Origin of the sequence: Achromobacter sp. (assembly GCF_032102605.1) — a bacterium.
Classification (GTDB): Bacteria; Pseudomonadota; Gammaproteobacteria; order Burkholderiales; family Burkholderiaceae_B; genus Achromobacter.
This window is the reverse complement of sequence record NZ_DAMDGT010000012.1, coordinates 25,003-41,269: the sequence shown is the minus strand read 5'-3', so window position 1 is coordinate 41,269 and position 16,267 is coordinate 25,003. Positions and strand designations below refer to the sequence as shown.

Genomic DNA, 16,267 nt, shown 5'->3' with positions numbered 1-16,267 from the left:
GCCACTCAGGAGACAACCATGGCCTTGACCCTGCAGGATATCGAACAGCTTTTCCTGGAACGCGGGCACCGTTCCTATCACGGCGAATCCGTCAGCCACCTGCGGCATGCGCTGCAGACCGCGGCGCTTGCCGAGCGGCACGGCGCCAGTGCGCATCTCATCACGGCAAGCCTGCTGCATGACCTGGGCCACCTGATCGCGGACCGGCCCGGCACGCCCACTTTGCGCGGCATCGACGACAAGCACCAGTACTTCGTGCTGCCCTTCCTGCGTGGCCTGTTCAGTTCGGCGGTGCTGGATCCGATCCGCCTGCACGTGGAGGCCAAGCGCTACCTGTGCTATGTGGAACCGCAGTACGAAGCGTCGCTCTCCGAGGACTCCCGGCGCAGCCTGGCGCTGCAGGGGGGCAGCTTCGATGCGGGCCAGGCAGTGGACTTCGCCAGCATGCCCGGCGCGCCGGACGCGATACGCCTGCGCCGCTGGGACGACATGGCGAAGGTGCCGGGACTGGCTACGCCGCCTCTGGATCACTTCCTGGAGATCGCCGAGAGCGTGTCAGGGCGCGTCAAGCTGGCCGCCGTCTGGTGAAGGGCGCCGGGCGCCGATGAAAAAGCCAGGGTGCTGCCCTGCCTTTTTTGCTTCAAGCGCCCTTGGCCACCGGCCGGGACGGATCGCTGCACCATTCGCTCCAGGATCCCGGATACAGGCGCGAACCGGATAGACCGGCGATCTCCATCGACAGCAGGTTGTGGCAGGCAGTGATGCCGGAACCGCATTGGTGCACGATCGCGGCCGGGTCGCGGCCGGCCAGCAGGCCGGTGAATTCCGCGCGCAATTGTTCGGCCGACTTGAAGCGACCGTCCGGCTGAAGGTTTTCGCCATTGGGGCGATTCAGCGCGCCCGGAATATGGCCGGCCACCGGATCCATGGGTTCGACTTCCCCGCGGTAGCGGTTGGCGGCGCGGGCGTCGATGACGGTGAACGACGGCTGGGCAATGTTGTCCTGCACCGTCCGGGCATCCACTGTCCCAACCAGCGCTGCGGCCGGCTCCACCGGCGCGCCCGGTTGCACGGCGGGCGCGGCCTCGAGGCTGACCGGCAGCCCGGCGGCCGTCCAGGCCTGCCAGCCGCCGTCCAGCACGGCGACCTGATCGTGCCCCAGCCAGCGCAGCATCCACCACAGATGCGCCGCGTACATGCCGCCGCTGGCGTCGTAGGCCACGACCAGGGTGCGGGGCGTCACGCCGTGCGCCGCCATCAGGGCGCCGAAATCGGCCCGTGCCGGCAAGGGATGACGACCATTCTTGCCGGTGCGGGCCGCGGCCAGTTCGGTCTCGTGGTCCAGGTAGCGCGCGCCCGGGATGTGACCGGCGTCATAAGCCTGACGGCCGGCCGCGTGATTGGTCAGGTCGTGGCGCACGTCGAATACGCGCACGTCGGGCTGGTCAAGGCGCGCAGCCAGATCGGCGGCGGAAATGAGTGTCGTCGTCATTCGATGTGCTCCTGTACGGGAAAGAGACAACCGCTGGGGATCAAGCCGACTTGGGATCGCGCATGGTGCGCCACACCGACAAGAGACCCGCGGAGATGATCAGGCCCATGCCGGCCCAGGCCAGACCGTCCAGATGGTCTCCCCAGACTCCCATGCCCAGCAAAGCCGCAAAAATGATGGTGGTGTACTGCAGCGCCGCCGTCAGCAGCGCCGACCCGACGCCGAAAGCGCGGGTCATGGCCAACTGGCCGAACAGCCCCGCAACGCCCACGCCCAGCAACGACAGATAACCGGTCCAGTCGGCATGGCCCCAGCCTTCGAAGGCCAGCCCCGCGCCGCTAGACACGCACACGGCGACCGAGAAGAACAGCACGGTGCGCCATTCGGGTTCGCCGATGCGGCCCAACTGGCGGATCTGCATCATGGCGATCGCCGACATGGCGCCAGCGCCCATCCCCAGCAGGGCGGCCAGCCATTGGTCTTCGTTGATGCTGGGCCGCAGTACCGCGATCACGCCCAGAAAGCCCAGGGCCACGGCCAGAATACGCACGGGATCGCGCTGCGCCCCGCCCCATCCCAGCATCCAGCACGCGATGAAAAGCGGCGCGGTGTAGTTCAGGCTGGTGGCGGTGGCCAGCGGCAGATGGGAGATGGCGAAAAATCCCAGCCACATCGACGTGACGCCGGACACGTTGCGCCAGATGTGCAGCTTCCAGCTGGTGGGAATGATGGACTGGCGGCCGGCGCGCGCCCAGATCAGCAGCAGGACCACCGACGGCAGACCGCGAAAAAGCACGATCTGGGGCAGCGACGCGCCGTGTTCGGTGCCGAGCTTCACGAACGACCCCATGATGGCGAACATGGCGGACGCCACCAACATCCAAAGTGCCTGCATGCGGGTCTACGCTAAGGGAAAAGAGAAGAAGGAATAAGGGAAAGCGATACTATACTCTCCGTCACCGGGAGCGGAGCCGGCGAGTCGGGGAACTGGCGGGCCGCCGCCATGTCGAAACCCGGGTATTTGCCGCTCGCATAGGAATAAAAAAACATGAAACGCATCGTCCTTTTTGTCTTGACCAACCTGGCCGTCATGCTTGTGCTGTCGGCCACACTGCGCATCCTCGGCGTAGACCGCATCATCACGGCCAACGGGCTCAACTTCAACGCGCTGCTGATCTTCTCGGTGGTCGTGGGCTTTACCGGCGCCATCATTTCGCTGCTGATGAGCAAGCCGATGGCCAAATGGAGCACCGGCGCCCAGGTGCTGGACCCCAACTCCCCCCGCAATCAGCGCGAGGCCTGGCTGGTGGACACCGTGCATCAGCTTGCCGACCGCGCCGGCATCGGCCGCCCCGAAGTCGCCATCTACGAAGGCGCGCCCAACGCGTTCGCCACGGGCGCCTTCAAGAACGACTCGCTGGTCGCCGTATCGACCGGCCTGCTGGAAAGCATGAGCGAAGAAGAAGTCGCCGCCGTGCTGGCCCACGAAGTCGCGCACATCGCCAACGGCGACATGGTCACCCTCACCCTGATCCAGGGCGTGGTGAACACCTTCGTCGTCTTCCTGGCGCGCGTGGTGGGCTACTTCATCGACCGCGTCGTGTTCAAGAACGAACGCGGCATCGGCCCGGGCTACTTCATCACCGTGCTGGTCTGTGAAATCATCTTCGGCGTCCTGGCCTCCATCATCGTGGCCTGGTTCTCGCGCCAGCGCGAATACCGCGCCGACGCCGGCTCGGCCCACCTGATGGGCGCCCGCGAACCGATGATCCGCGCCCTCGCCCGTCTGGGCGGACTGGAACCGGGCGAACTGCCCAAGTCCTTCGAAGCCTCCGGCATCACCGGCAAGGGCGGCCTGGCGGCCATGTTCGCCTCGCACCCGCCCATCCCGGCCCGCATCGCCGCTCTGCAGAATGCCCGCGTGATCTGATCCGCGCCGGCAGCAAAAAGGCCCCGCAAGGGGCCTTTTCCATTGGGCGCGACGCCTGATCAGCATTCCACGATGTTGACCGCCAGGCCGCCGCGGGCAGTTTCCTTGTACTTGGTCTTCATGTCGGCCCCGGTTTCGCGCATGGTCTTGATAACCGAATCCAGCGACACGTAGTGCTGGCCGTCCCCGCGCAGCGCCATGCGCGCGGCGTTGACGGCCTTGACCGACGCCATCGCGTTGCGCTCGATACAGGGAATCTGAACCAGGCCGCCCACGGGGTCGCAAGTAAGGCCCAGGTTGTGCTCCATGCCGATTTCGGCCGCATTTTCGACCTGCTCGACGGCTCCGCCCAGCGCGGCGGCCAAGCCGCCAGCGGCCATGGAACAGGCCACGCCCACTTCGCCCTGGCATCCGACCTCGGCGCCCGACAGCGACGCGTTGTACTTGTACAGCAGGCCGATGGCGGCGGCCGTCAGAAGGAAGTCGCGCACGCCCTCGCGGTTGGCGCCCGGCACGAAGCGGTCGTAGTAGTGCAGGACCGCCGGAATGATGCCCGCCGCGCCGTTGGTCGGCGCCGTGACGACGCGGCCGCCGGCGGCGTTCTCTTCGTTGACGGCCATCGCGTACAGGTTCACCCAGTCCATGACGGACAGCGGGTCGGACAGGGTGCGTTCGGCACGCTGCGTCAGGTTGCGGTAGAGCTCGGGCGCCCGGCGGCGCACCCGCAACGGGCCGGGCAGTTCGCCGTCCGCTTCCGGATAATTGATGCCGCAACCGCGCGATACGCAGTCCTGCATCACCTGCCAGATGCGATCCAGCCCGGCGTTGACCTCGGACACGTCGCGCCACGTGAGCTCGTTCTGCATCATGATCTGGGCGACGGAGAGCCCGCTGTCCTGGCACATGGCCAGCAGCTCGCGTCCCATGCGGAACGGGTACGGCAATTGGTCGTGCGCGGCGATGACCTGGCTGTTCGATGCTCCGGCGGTGACCACGAAGCCGCCGCCCACCGACAGGTAGCGCGCCTCGCGCAGCGACTGGCCTTCGGCGTCGAATGCGTGGAATTTCATGCCGTTGGGATGTTCGGCCATGGCTTCGCGGCGATAGAACATCAGGTGTTCCTTTTCGACGAAGGGCAGCGGGTACTTGCCCAGCAAAGGCAACTGCCGGCTGGACCGCACCGAGGCGACCATGCCGGCGATGGCGGCCGGGTCCACGGTGTCGGGCGCTTCGCCCATCAGGCCCAGCAGCACGCCCTTGTCGGTGCCGTGCCCCTTGCCGGTGGCGCCGAGGGATCCGTAGAGTTCGGCCCGCACGCTGGCGACACGAGGGATCAGTCCATCGCGTTCCAGGCCCTGCGCGAACAACAGCGCCGCCCGCATCGGGCCCACCGTATGGGAGCTAGACGGGCCAATGCCTATCTTGAACAGATCGAATACGGAAACGGCCACGCGAAACTCCAGTACATCCACATATGATCAGGCAATGATACGCGCTGGCCGGGGCGCACGCAGCAAAGCCCCGCCGGGCGTATCCTGTATCTGCCGGGCGGGTTTCCCCGCCCGCCGGGGCATGCGATCATTACAGAATTATTACTTGTCATAAAAAGAACGGAAACACGCCTGGATGTCTGGACTCACTACCCTGCTTGACTTCGCCGGCTACGTGGCGCTGCTCCTCTGGGGCGTGCATATGGTCCAGACGGGCGTCCAGCGCGCCTTCGGAGCGGCCCTGGGCGCCGCACTGGGCCGGGCGCTGGGCACTCGCCTCCGCGCGTTTGCTGCGGGCCTGGGCATCACCGCCGCGCTTCAGAGCAGCACCGCCACCGGCCTGATGATCACCGGTTTCGCGGCCGGCGGCGTCGTGGGCCTGGTGCCAGCCCTGGCCGCCATGCTGGGCGCCAACGTGGGCACCACGCTGATCGTCCAGCTCCTGTCCTTCGACCTGACCGAACTGGCGCCCATCCTGATCCTCGCGGGCGTCTGGATGTTCCGACGCTATCCGCCGGGCCGCACTCGCGACCTTGGACGGGTATTCATCGGCCTGGGATTGCTGCTGCTGTCTTTGCATCAGCTCGTGGAGCTTTTCGCGCCGTTCCAGACGGCGCCGATGCTGGGCATGATCCTGGACGCGCTGTCGACCCAGCCCGTTGCGGCCGTGCTGTTGTCGGCCGCGTTCACCTGGGCGGCGCACTCCAGCGTCGCCGTGGTGGTGCTGGTGATGTCGCTGGCCAGCCACAATATGGTGGCCCCGCACGTGGCCTTTGCGCTGGTGCTCGGCGCCAACCTGGGTACCGCGATAAATCCGATGATCGAAGGCGTCACGGGCGATGACCCGGCCGCGCGGCGCCTGCCGCTGGGCAATCTGCTGACGCGGGTGCTGGGCGTGCTGGCCGGGCTGATGCTGCTGCCATTCCTGCAGCCCTGGATGACCGGCCTGGCCAACGATCCTGCCCGCGCCGTCGCCAACTTCCACACCTTGTTCAACGCCGTCATCGCGCTGGTGTTCCTGCCGCTCCTGACGCCGTACGCCGCCCTTCTCACCCGCTGGCTGCCCAAGCGCGCCGATCCCAACGATCCGTCCCGGCCCCAATACCTGGACGAGTGGGCCCATGACGTCCCGGCCGTGGCGCTGGGCAACGCCGCGCGCGAGGCCTTGCGCATGGCCGACATGGTGCAGACGCTGCTGCTCTACGCGCGCGCCGGCTTCAAGCGCGACAACCGCCACCGCATGGTGCAGGCGCGCCAGCTGGACGGCGCGCTGGACAAGCTGGAAAACGCCATTACGACCTACCTGGCCACGCTGGACCAGGAAAACATGACGCGCGACGACATCCAGCGGCTGGACGACATCCTGGCGTTCACCAGCAACATCGGCCACGCAGGCGACATCGCGCATCACGGCCTGCTCAGCCACGTCGCCAAGCTGCGCAAGCAGGGTTGGGTGTTTTCGCCCGAGCAACGCGCCAGCCTGGACGACACCCTGGGCCAGCTCATCGCCAACCAGCGCACCGCCGCAGCGCTGTTCGTGAACGATGACTTGCGGCAGGCCCGCACCCTGGCCGAGGAAAAGGCCCGCTTCCGCACGATCGAAACGCAGGCCGCCGACAACCACCTGCAGAAGATCAAGTCGGGACAGGTGGATGCCGCCGAGGTCGGCGCCCTGTACCTGGATATCCTTCGGGACATGAAGGGCATCAACTCTCACCTGGTAGGCGCCGCCGCCTACCCCCTCCTCGCCCGGCACGGCGAACTGCTCCCCAGCCGTCTTCGGGAAGCCGGGAATTGAATGTCGGCCTGTATGTTGGCGCGCACGCCGCCTAACCCGCTCGTGCTGGCCGGCCCGTTATGGGACGGCCCGTTATGGGACGGCCCGTTATGGGACGGCCCGTTATGGGACGGCCCGTTCCGAGACGGCCCGGCGGCGCCCCGCAACTTTGCATGAACCGCAACAGCAGCCCGGCAACAAAAAACCGACCCTCGGGTCGGTTTTTTCCTGACTGATCACAAATACCGCTTGAACCAATCCAGCATCCGGCGCCAGCCATCCTTGGCAGCCTCGGGGTGGTAGCTGGCGCGGTAGTCAGCCAGGAAGGCGTGATCGGCTTCCGGGTAGACGACGATCTCGGACTGCTTTGCCGCGGCGCTGCCCGACGCGAGCTTGGTCTTCATGGTTTCGACGTCCGCCAGCGGGATGCTGGCATCGCGGCCGCCGTACAGGCCAAGGACAGGGCCATGCAGCTCGTCGACCACGTCGAACGCGACGCGCTTGATCAGCGGACCGTGGCCCACGCTGAGCTTGCCGTACCAGGCCACGCCCGCCTTGACGTCCGGATTGTGCGCCGCGTACATCCAGGTCAGGCGGCCGCCCCAGCAGAAGCCCGTCACCGCCACGCGGCGCGCGTCACCGCCATTGGCCGCCGCCCACGCAACACTGGCGTCCAGGTCCGCGTACACCTGTTCGTCAGGCACCTTGCTGACCAGCTCGGAGATAAGTTTCGGGATGTCGGTATAAGCCGAGGCGTCGCCCTGACGCTGATAGAGATTGGCGGCCACGGCCAGGTAGCCTTCCTTGGCCAGGCGGCGGCAGATGTCCTTGATGTGCTCGTGAACGCCAAAGATCTCCTGCACGACCAGCACGATGGGCAAGTCGCGCTTGCCTTGCGGCGCGGCGTAGTAGGCGTCAATCGGCCCGTTGGCGACGGGCAGTTGGAAATCCCCGTGGACCAGACCCTGCGTGTCGGTGTGGATCACGGTGGGGGCTACATTGCCGGCGGCGGTGGAAAAACTCATGGAGAACTCCTTGGTTGGGATCGACAAAGCCGGCCCTCCCCCGCCCATCCCGGCGCTAGTGCCGGTGGCCGTGCTCCGCGTGGGCGGCGCCATGGCCCGCATCCGCGCCGTGCTCGTGCCCGTGGTGCATCAGGGTCGTGACGCTGTAGATCAGCGCCACGCCCACGCCGACCAGCAGCAATTGCGGCACGGCGTCGGAAAGGGAGACCCGCTCGTGCATTTGCGGCATCAGGTCGGCCACCGAGATATACAGGAAGCTGCTGGCGGCAACCACCAGGATATACGGGACCAGGTCCTGCGCCTGCTGCAGCACGAAGTACCCTATTATGCCGCCCACGGCTGAACACAAGCTGGTGAACAGGATCAATGCGAAAGCGCGGCGGCGGCGCAAACCGGCATTGAGCAGAACCACGAAATCGCCCAGCTTGTGCGGCACCTCGTGGACAATGATCGACGCCGCGGTCAGCACGCCCAACAGAGGATCGGTCAGGAACGCGGCCGCGATCAGGACGCCGTCGCACAGGTTGTGCAGCGAACTGCCGATCAGGATCAGCACCCCGCCGCGTCCGGCCTCGTGACGGTCGTGGCCCTTGTGATGATGGTGGCCATCCCCTTCGTGGTGATGGCTATGGCGCAGCAGCGCGATCTTTTCCAGCACGAAAAAGCCGATCAGCGACGCCAGCATCAGGCCAAACAACACGTGGGAATCGCCCACGCCGGTTTCGAAGGCCTCCGGCAGCAGATGCAACAAGGCGACCGACAGCAGCACCCCGACCGACAGGCTCACCATGTGATGCAGATATTGGGCAAAGACCTTGTACGCCAGCCAGCTGGCGACAAGGACGGCAATAAGGCCGCCGGTAACGGTGGCAAGCAGGACCCAGAGCAGCAACATGAGGCGACGGAGAATTAGGCGGGGTGAAAGCGCAACATTATATTGTTGCAATCGCAAAAGCGGAAATGGGCCGCCCAGGGCGGCCCACCGTCATGGGGAAGCGGGACGTCGTCCCGCCCCGAGGCGGCTGCGTCAGTGCGCCTGCTCCCAGTTCTTGCCCACGCCGACCTCCGCCACCAGCGGCACGCGCAGGGTCGCCACGTTGCACATCAGGCGTGGCAGCGCTTCCTTGACCAGTTCAAGCTCGGCGTCCGGCGCTTCAAGCACCAGTTCGTCGTGCACCTGCATGATCATGCGCGTCTGCAGCTTTTCGGCTTCGAGCCAGTCCTGCACCGCCACCATCGCCATCTTGATCAGGTCGGCAGCCGTGCCCTGCATGGGCGCATTGATGGCCGCGCGCTCGGCGCCCTGCCTGCGCGGGCCGGACGCGCCTCGAATTTCCGGCAGTTGCAGTCGGCGCCCGAAGACGGTCTCGACGTAGCCCTGCTCGCGCGCCAGGCGCCGGGTGTTGTCCATGTACATCGCAACACCGGGGTAGCGCGCGAAATAGCGGTCGATGTACGCCTGAGCGGCGTCGCGGGTGATGCCCAGGTTGGAGGCCAGGCCGAAAACGCCCATGCCGTAGATCAGCCCGAAGTTGATGGCCTTGGCCGCCCGCCGCTGATCGGAGGACACGCCGTCCAGCGGCACGCCGAAGACCTCGGATGCGGTGGCGCGGTGGATATCCTCGCCAGCCGCGAAAGCCCGCTGCAGGTTGGCGTCGTCCGACACGTGAGCCATGATGCGCAGCTCGATCTGCGAGTAGTCCGCCGACAGGAGCATGCCCTGTTCGGCGATGAAGGCCTCGCGCACGCGCCGGCCGGCCTCGGTGCGGACCGGAATGTTCTGCAGATTGGGATCCGACGAAGCCAGGCGCCCCGTGATCACGGCGGCCTGCGAGTAATGGGTATGTACCCTGCCCGTAGCCGGATTGATCATGCGCGGCAGCTTGTCGGTGTACGTGGACTTCAGCTTCGACAGGCCGCGGTATTCCAGCAGCACCTGCGGCAGCGGATAGTCCAGCGCCAGCTTGCTGAGCACTTCCTCGTCGGTGGAAGGCGCACCGCTCGCGGTCTTGCGCACCACGGGCAATTGCATGCGGCCGAACAGGATCTCGCCCAGTTGCTTGGGCGAATTCAGGTTGAACGGCTGGCCCGCCAGTTCATAGGCCTTTTGTTCCAGCAACAGCATTTCCTGACCGAGCTTGTTGCTCTGGCGGCCAAGTTCCGCCGCGTCCACCTTCACGCCATTGCGCTCGATGGTGGTCAGCACGGCGGACACCTGCATTTCCAGCTGGTAAATGCGTTCCAGCCCTTCATCGGCAGCCACCATCGGACGCAACACCTGATGAAGCTGCAGCGTGAAGTCCGCGTCCTCGGCGGCGTAATGGCCAGCCTTGTCCACCGCGACTTCGTCAAAGCCGATCTGCTTGGCGCCCTTGCCGCAAAGGTCCTCGTAGGACACGCCGGTGCGGCCCAGGTAACGCTGCGCCAGGTCGTTCAGGCCGACGCCCCGATGGGACTCCAGCACGTAGGCCTGCAGCATGGTGTCTTCGGCGGCGCCGGCCAGGCGGATGCCTTCGTTGGCGAACACGTGCGTGTCGTACTTGGCGTGGTGCAGCAGCTTGGCGCGCGCCGGATCTTCGAGCCACGGCTTCAACCGGGCCAGGACTTCGTCCTTGGGCAACTGGGTCGCGCCGTCCGGTCCGCGATGCGCGACCGGGATATAGCAGGCCACGCCGGGCGCGACCGACAGCGACAGGCCAACAAGCCGCGCCTGCATCTCATCCAGCGAGGTGGTCTCGGTGTCCAGCGCCACCAGGGACGCGTCCTGCATCAGCGCCATCCAGGCGTCGAATGCGGCCCAGTCGGCAATGATGCGGTAGTCGATGGTCGCCGGCGCGGCCGGCGCTTCATGGGCGACCCGTGCATCGCCTGCGGGCACGCGCTCGGCATCGCCGGTCAGGTCGCGCAGCCATGTGCGGAACCCGTAGCGTTCGTACAGCTCGGTCAGCACCGCGTCGTCGCGCGAGCGCGGCGTCAGGTCATGCACGCTGTCGACGTGGCCGGTCAGGTCGCAGTCGCATTTGACGGTCAGAAGCTGGCGCGTCAGCGGAAAGTTGGGAATGGCTTCGCGCAGGTTGTTGCCCGCCACACCCTTCACGCCATCGGCGCCTTCGATCAGCTTGTCGATGGAGCCAAATTCCGTAATCCATTTGGCGGCCGTCTTGGGCCCCACCTTGGTCACGCCCGGAACGTTGTCGACCGTGTCGCCCACCAGCATCAGGTAATCCACGATGCGATCGGGCGGAACGCCGAACTTGTTGACGACGCCCGCTTCGTCCAGGACTTCGCCGCTCATGGTGTTGACCAGGGTGACATGGCTGTTCACCAATTGCGCCAGATCCTTGTCGCCCGTAGAGACAATGGTGTGGACGTCGTGTTGCGCGGCATGATGCGCCAGGGTTCCGATCACGTCGTCGGCCTCGACCCCTTCGATCGCCAGCACCGGCCACCCCAACGCGCGCACGGCGCGATGGATGGGATCGATTTGTGCTGCCAGGTCTTCAGGCATAGGGGGACGGTGCGACTTGTACTCTGGATACAGGTCATCCCGAAACGTCTTGCCGCGGGCATCGAAAATGCATGCGGCATACTCTGCCTTATGGTCAGATACAAGCTTGCGCAGCATATTCACCACGCCGTAAAGCGCACCCGTGGGTTCGCCTTGCGCGTTGCGCAAATCAGGCATAGCGTGGAAAGCGCGGTACAAGTAACTTGAACCGTCGACCAGTAATAAGGTTTTTTTCATGGTTACAAAGGCAGATATGGATACACCCGCCGGCAAACAAATTCCGCTGATTATGTCAGAGATACGGACGGCGGCAGACAAGCTCGCACACATCGGGCCCGCGGTCAGCGTTTTCGGCAGCGCACGAGTCAGCCGCAATTCCCCGTACTACGAAACCACCATCGCAATTTCGTCCGCACTTGCCGAAGCCGGCTTCGCGGTCATCGCAGGCGGCGGCCCCGGCATCATGGAGGCCGCCAACAAAGGTGCATTTGAATCAGGAGGCACGAGCGTCGGCTTGAACATCAGCCTGCCGCACGAAGCGCACAACAACGAATACCAAACCATCAGCCTGTCGTTCGAGTACTTTTTTCCTCGGAAGGCGGCGTTTTTCATGCACAGCTTCGCGTACGTGGCGATGCCGGGCGGCTTCGGCACCCTGGACGAACTCTTCGAAGCATTGACGCTCATCCAGACCGGCAAGGTTCCGCCCGCGCCGATCGTGCTGGTCGGCAGCGAATACTGGTCGGGCCTAGCTGAATGGCTGGGCGACCAGGTGCTGGGCAACGGCATGATTGCCGCGCATGACCTGGAACTCTTCATCATCGAGGACGATCCCGTCAAGGTGGTGCGCAAAGTCGTGGAATTCCACGAACGCGTCACTTCCTCGGAACAGTACGCCCCTTCCCTGCCCGCCTGACCGTCGCCGCCGCAGCGGGCAGCGCCGGCCGCCCTGCGCCACGCAGCGTCGCCTCGAGGCCGATGCCTATGCCATCGCCTTGACGATGGCCTCGCGCGCCAGCCCCACGAAGTCGCTTTCACCGGGGCGGGCGGCGAGCAGGCGGAATTCCACCGACGGCAGCGGCGGCAGGCCCGGCGCATGCACGCGCGTCATGCCTGCCCGCAGCGCGGACTCGTTCAGGCAGGCGATGCCCAAGCCTGCCGCCACCGCCAATTGCAGGCCTGCCACGCCGGAAGCGACATGCGCCACCGAGTACGCCACACCGCGACGGGACAGCAGCCCTTCCACGTACTGCCGCAACGCGCAGCTCTCCGGCAACACCAGTAGCGGCAACGGATCGGCAAGCGGAGCGGACGCGACTTCGGACGCCATCCACAACAGTGGCTCGCGGCGCAGCAGCGCGCCTTGCGCCCGCCCGCGCGCGGCGCTTCGTTCCTGAATGACCATCGAAATGCCCACGTCGATCTCGCCACGTTCGTAGGCGGCTTCGATGGCGCCGCTTTTCATGATGGTGACGTGCAGCCGCACCTGCGGATATTGCTCGTTGAGTCGGCGCAGCATGCGCGCCACGTCGCCGGGCCGGAAATAGTCGGTGATGCACAGCCGCAGCTCGCCACGCAAGGCGACACCGCGCAGGTCGCGATAGGCCTCGTCGCTCAGGGCGAGGATTGCCCGCGCATGCGCAAGCAGGCGCTCGCCCGCCGGTGTGGCGGCGACGCCGGCCTTGCCGCGCACCAGCAAAGCCTGGCCGGCGCGGTCTTCCAGTTTGCGCATCTGTTCGCTGACCGACGATTGGGACAGGAACACCTTCGGCGCGGCCGCCGTCAGGCTGCCCGCATCCAGCACGGCCACAAGCGTGCGCAATTGGTCCAGGTCGAAGCCCGACATAAGGCGTCTCCATCCAACGGATTAATCGATAGATGAAATCGTAAATTCCCGCTTTTCCGATGTCAACGGCGTTTCTACACTGCAGTTGTACCGTCCACCCAGGAGATCCGCCATGCCTCACATCGTCATCCATCGTTCTGGAACGCCCGACGCCGACATCGACCGCCGCATCGTCGATGCGGTCAAGGGACTGACCCAGTCCGTGTTGGGCAAGAAGCTGCCCGTCATCGCCATCACCCTGCAGCACATTCCGCACGAACTATGGTTCATCGGCGGCCAGCCCTTATCCGAACTGGGCAAGCACGCATTCCACCTGGACATCAGCGTCACGGACGAAACCAATACCAAGGCCGAAAAAGCGCGCTTCATCAAGGAGGTGTTCGGCGCCTTCCAGGACATCCTGGGCGAGCTGCACGAGTGCTCCTACGTCCACGTCATCGACGCGCGTGCAGCCGCCTATGGGTATGGCGGCCGCACGCAGGAGTACCGCCATCAGCACGGTGGTCTGTAATGCCGCCAACGAAAAAAAGCCGCGCACCCTGAAAGGTGCGCGGCTTTTCGCATCGAGGCGGGAAGACCAGGCTTCCCGCGCTCAAAGTCAGACAGCGGCTTCGCGTGCGGCGCGCTTGCGCTCGTTTTCCAGCAGGTGACGCTTGCGCAGACGGATCGACTTCGGGGTGAGTTCCACCAGTTCGTCGTCGTCGATGAATTCCACGGCGTATTCCAGCGACATCTGGATCGGCGGAACCAGGCGCACGGCTTCGTCGGTGCCCGAGGCGCGCACGTTGGTCAGCTGCTTGCCCTTGATCGGGTTCACGACCAGGTCGTTGTCGCGGCTGTGAATGCCGATGATCATGCCTTCGTACAGCGCTTCACCCGGATTGACGAACATGCGGCCGCGATCCTGGAGCTTCCAGAGCGCGTAGGCCACGGCGTCGCCGTTGTCCTGGCTGATCAGCACGCCATTGCGGCGCTCGCCGATGGCGCCTTCCTTGACCGGGCCGTATTCGTGGAAGATGTGGCTCATCAGGCCCGTGCCGCGCGTCAGCGTCAGGAACTCGTTCTGGAAGCCGATCAGGCCGCGGGCCGGGATCAGGTATTCCAGGCGGGTACGGCCACGGCCGTCCGGCTGCATGTCCTGCAGGTCGCCCTTGCGGCGGCCCAGTTCTTCCATGACGCCGCCCTGATGCGCGTCTTCCACGTCGACCGTCAGGGATTCGAACGGCTCGGACTTCACGCCATCGATTTCCTTGAACACGACGCGCGGACGCGACACGGCCAGCTCGTAGCCTTCACGGCGCATCGTTTCCAGCAGAATGGTCAGGTGCAGTTCGCCACGGCCCGACACTTCGAACACCGTGTCGTCGCCCGTGTCGCGCACGCGCAGCGCCACGTTGGACTTCAGTTCACGATCCAGGCGGTCGCGCAGTTGGCGGCTGGTCACGAACTTGCCTTCGCGGCCGGCCAGCGGCGACGTGTTCACCATGAAGTTCATGGTCAGGGTGGGCTCGTCGATGCGCAGCATCGGCAGCGGTTCCTGGTTGACCGGGTCGGTGACGGTGCAGCCGATGCCCAGTTCTTCAATGCCGTTGATCAGCACGATGTCGCCGGCTTCGGCTTCGTTCACGACGACGCGCTCCAGGCCGTGGAACTTCAGCACCTGGTTGATGCGGCCACGGCCGCCCTGGCCGTCGGGACCGAACTTGTAGGCGACTTCCATGCCGGGACGCATGCGGCCACGGTTGATGCGGCCCACGCCGATTTTGCCGACGTAGCTGTTGTAGTCCAGCGAGATGATCTGCATCTGCAGCGGACCATTGGGATCGTCGTTACGCTGCGGCACGTGCTGCAGGATGGCTTCGAACAGCGGACGCATGTCGCCTTCGCGCACGTCCGGGGTGAGACCGGCGTAGCCCGACAGGCCCGAGGCGTACACGACCGGGAAGTCCAGCTGCTCTTCGGTGGCGCCCAGCTTGTCGAACAGGTCGAACGTGGCGTTGATGACGAAGTCGGTGCGGGCGCCGGGGCGGTCGACCTTGTTGACCACGACGATCGGCTTCAGGCCCAGGGCCAGCGCCTTGCGGGTCACGAAGATGGTCTGGGGCATCGGGCCTTCGACCGCATCGACCAGCAGCAGCACGCCGTCGACCATGGACAGCACGCGCTCGACTTCACCGCCGAAGTCCGCGTGTCCCGGGGTGTCGACGATGTTGATGTGGGTGCCCTGGTATTCGACGGCGCAGTTCTTGGCCAGAATGGTGATGCCGCGTTCTTTTTCCAGGTCGTTCGAGTCCATGACCCGTTCGGTCAGCGCCTGGTTTTCGCGGAAGGTGCCGGATTGGCGCAGCAGCTGGTCGACCAGGGTGGTTTTACCGTGGTCAACGTGGGCGATGATGGCGACGTTGCGCAAGGCGCGAGTCATAGCGAGTCCTTTATGGTCAGGGTGGAGGGCAGCAAGCCCTCCGGCAATTCGTTCAGTGCAAGCAATGCCTGCTTCGGGTCTGGCATGGCCTGCAAGGCTTCCAGTTCAACGGCGCGTTCCAGAGAAAATGGCCCGACATGCGTGCGCCGCAGCGCCGTCAGGTGGGCGTAACAGCCCAGCACGCGCCCGATGTCCTGGGCAAGCGTTCGGATGTATGTGCCTTTACTGCAAGCCACATCGATCTCTGCCTGCGTCCCGTTCAGGGACAACAGCTCGATGCGGTATATCGTGATCTGGCGCGGAGGCCGCTCCAGCTCGATGCCGGCGCGCGCGTACTCGTACAAGGGCTTGCCGTCGCGCTTGAGCGCCGAGTACATCGGCGGAATCTGCGAGATGGTGCCGGAGAAACGTGACAGCGCGTCGCGCAGTGCCTGTTCCTCGACGGCGAACCCCGGTTCGGCGGTGGCCGTGACGTTGCCCGTCAGGTCGCCGGAATCGGTTTCCGATCCAAATTGCAGCGTAGCGCGATATGCCTTGTCGGCGTCAAGCATCGCGCCGGAAATTTTGGTCGCGCGCCCCATACAGCACACCAGCAAGCCGGTCGCAAAGGGGTCCAGCGTGCCGGTATGGCCCGCTTTTGCCGCGTCCATGGCGCGTTTGGCGCGCTGCAGGGCGTGGTTGCTCGACAAACCTACAGGTTTGTCGAGCAACAGCACACCGTCGAGCGCAAGCCCGCGTCGTTTAGCCATCGTCGAAATCCGGAAAATGAAGCAGTGA

General features: G+C 65.4%; 14 protein-coding genes. 5 read left to right on the top strand and 9 right to left on the bottom strand.

Features of this window, described 5'->3' with window-relative positions; genetic code table 11:
* Positions 1-18 precede the first annotated feature (18 nt).
* Entirely contained in the window at positions 19-588 is a 570-nt protein-coding gene (locus RT614_RS22620) for a phosphonate degradation HD-domain oxygenase (protein WP_313624413.1), read from the top strand.
* Positions 589-640: 52 nt separating this feature from the next.
* Here the strand turns inward: RT614_RS22620 and RT614_RS22615 are convergent, their stop codons facing one another.
* Together RT614_RS22615 and RT614_RS22610 are read right to left on the bottom strand one after the other, a co-directional pair.
* Positions 641-1,492, bottom strand: a complete 852-nt coding sequence (locus RT614_RS22615) for a sulfurtransferase (protein ID WP_313624412.1) — start codon at positions 1,490-1,492, stop codon at positions 641-643.
* 40 nt (positions 1,493-1,532) lie between these two features.
* Positions 1,533-2,387, bottom strand: a complete 855-nt coding sequence (locus tag RT614_RS22610; RefSeq protein WP_313624411.1) for a DMT family transporter — start codon at positions 2,385-2,387, stop codon at positions 1,533-1,535.
* A gap of 153 nt (positions 2,388-2,540) precedes the next feature.
* On the opposite strand from RT614_RS22610, the gene htpX reads away from it, so the two are divergent.
* The gene (gene htpX, locus RT614_RS22605) at positions 2,541-3,422 is read left to right on the top strand and encodes a protease HtpX (RefSeq protein WP_313624410.1); all 882 of its coding nucleotides are present in this window, start codon (positions 2,541-2,543) and stop codon (positions 3,420-3,422) included.
* A 59-nt stretch (positions 3,423-3,481) separates the two neighbouring features.
* Here the strand turns inward: htpX and RT614_RS22600 are convergent, their stop codons facing one another.
* Complete coding sequence (locus RT614_RS22600; protein ID WP_313624409.1) at positions 3,482-4,873, bottom strand: L-serine ammonia-lyase; 1,392 nt, start codon at positions 4,871-4,873, stop codon at positions 3,482-3,484.
* A gap of 175 nt (positions 4,874-5,048) precedes the next feature.
* On the opposite strand from RT614_RS22600, the gene RT614_RS22595 reads away from it, so the two are divergent.
* Positions 5,049-6,710, top strand: coding sequence for a Na/Pi cotransporter family protein (locus RT614_RS22595; protein ID WP_313624408.1), 1,662 nt, complete (start codon positions 5,049-5,051; stop codon positions 6,708-6,710).
* A 215-nt stretch (positions 6,711-6,925) separates the two neighbouring features.
* Here RT614_RS22595 and RT614_RS22590 read toward each other — a convergent pair whose 3' ends face one another.
* From RT614_RS22590 to polA, 3 genes are all read right to left on the bottom strand, one after another.
* Positions 6,926-7,714 carry a dienelactone hydrolase family protein gene (locus tag RT614_RS22590; RefSeq protein WP_313624407.1) on the bottom strand — a complete coding sequence of 263 codons (789 nt, stop codon included), beginning with the start codon at positions 7,712-7,714 and terminating at the stop codon, positions 6,926-6,928.
* A 55-nt stretch (positions 7,715-7,769) separates the two neighbouring features.
* The gene (locus RT614_RS22585) at positions 7,770-8,609 is read right to left on the bottom strand and encodes a ZIP family metal transporter (protein WP_313624406.1); all 840 of its coding nucleotides are present in this window, start codon (positions 8,607-8,609) and stop codon (positions 7,770-7,772) included.
* A gap of 132 nt (positions 8,610-8,741) precedes the next feature.
* Positions 8,742-11,459, bottom strand: a complete 2,718-nt coding sequence (polA, locus tag RT614_RS22580) for a DNA polymerase I (protein WP_313624405.1) — start codon at positions 11,457-11,459, stop codon at positions 8,742-8,744.
* 52 nt (positions 11,460-11,511) lie between these two features.
* Between polA and RT614_RS22575 the strand changes: the two genes are divergently transcribed.
* Positions 11,512-12,138, top strand: a complete 627-nt coding sequence (locus RT614_RS22575) for a TIGR00730 family Rossman fold protein (protein WP_313624404.1) — start codon at positions 11,512-11,514, stop codon at positions 12,136-12,138.
* Between the two features lie 66 nt (positions 12,139-12,204).
* Here the strand turns inward: RT614_RS22575 and RT614_RS22570 are convergent, their stop codons facing one another.
* Complete coding sequence (locus RT614_RS22570; protein ID WP_313624403.1) at positions 12,205-13,068, bottom strand: LysR substrate-binding domain-containing protein; 864 nt, start codon at positions 13,066-13,068, stop codon at positions 12,205-12,207.
* A 112-nt stretch (positions 13,069-13,180) separates the two neighbouring features.
* Between RT614_RS22570 and RT614_RS22565 the strand changes: the two genes are divergently transcribed.
* The gene (locus RT614_RS22565) at positions 13,181-13,579 is read left to right on the top strand and encodes a 4-oxalocrotonate tautomerase (RefSeq protein WP_313624401.1); all 399 of its coding nucleotides are present in this window, start codon (positions 13,181-13,183) and stop codon (positions 13,577-13,579) included.
* An 87-nt stretch (positions 13,580-13,666) separates the two neighbouring features.
* Here RT614_RS22565 and typA read toward each other — a convergent pair whose 3' ends face one another.
* Together typA and truB are read right to left on the bottom strand one after the other, a co-directional pair.
* Positions 13,667-15,490, bottom strand: a complete 1,824-nt coding sequence (gene typA / locus RT614_RS22560) for a translational GTPase TypA (protein ID WP_313624399.1) — start codon at positions 15,488-15,490, stop codon at positions 13,667-13,669.
* Positions 15,487-16,239 (bottom strand): tRNA pseudouridine(55) synthase TruB, encoded by a 753-nt coding sequence (gene truB / locus RT614_RS22555; RefSeq protein ID WP_313624397.1) that lies wholly within the window; start codon positions 16,237-16,239, stop codon positions 15,487-15,489. Before truB ends, typA begins: the two co-directional genes overlap by 4 nt.
* Between the last annotated feature and the right edge of the window lie 28 nt (positions 16,240-16,267).

Excerpts from the sequence above, each read along its gene's own strand:
- htpX (WP_313624410.1), top strand. The coding sequence starts at position 2,541 with ATGAAACGCATCGTCCTTTTTGTCTTGACCAACCTGGCCGTCATGCTT.
- typA (WP_313624399.1), bottom strand. The coding sequence starts at position 15,490 with ATGACTCGCGCCTTGCGCAACGTCGCCATCATCGCCCACGTTGACCAC.
- RT614_RS22585 (WP_313624406.1), bottom strand. The coding sequence starts at position 8,609 with ATGTTGCTGCTCTGGGTCCTGCTTGCCACCGTTACCGGCGGCCTTATT.
- polA (WP_313624405.1), bottom strand. The coding sequence starts at position 11,459 with ATGAAAAAAACCTTATTACTGGTCGACGGTTCAAGTTACTTGTACCGC.
- RT614_RS22615 (WP_313624412.1), bottom strand. The coding sequence starts at position 1,492 with ATGACGACGACACTCATTTCCGCCGCCGATCTGGCTGCGCGCCTTGAC.
- RT614_RS22620 (WP_313624413.1), top strand. The coding sequence starts at position 19 with ATGGCCTTGACCCTGCAGGATATCGAACAGCTTTTCCTGGAACGCGGG.
- truB (WP_313624397.1), bottom strand. The coding sequence starts at position 16,239 with ATGGCTAAACGACGCGGGCTTGCGCTCGACGGTGTGCTGTTGCTCGAC.
- RT614_RS22575 (WP_313624404.1), top strand. The coding sequence starts at position 11,512 with ATGTCAGAGATACGGACGGCGGCAGACAAGCTCGCACACATCGGGCCC.
- RT614_RS22570 (WP_313624403.1), bottom strand. The coding sequence starts at position 13,068 with ATGTCGGGCTTCGACCTGGACCAATTGCGCACGCTTGTGGCCGTGCTG.
- RT614_RS22565 (WP_313624401.1), top strand. The coding sequence starts at position 13,181 with ATGCCTCACATCGTCATCCATCGTTCTGGAACGCCCGACGCCGACATC.
- RT614_RS22595 (WP_313624408.1), top strand. The coding sequence starts at position 5,049 with ATGTCTGGACTCACTACCCTGCTTGACTTCGCCGGCTACGTGGCGCTG.
- RT614_RS22610 (WP_313624411.1), bottom strand. The coding sequence starts at position 2,387 with ATGCAGGCACTTTGGATGTTGGTGGCGTCCGCCATGTTCGCCATCATG.
- RT614_RS22590 (WP_313624407.1), bottom strand. The coding sequence starts at position 7,714 with ATGAGTTTTTCCACCGCCGCCGGCAATGTAGCCCCCACCGTGATCCAC.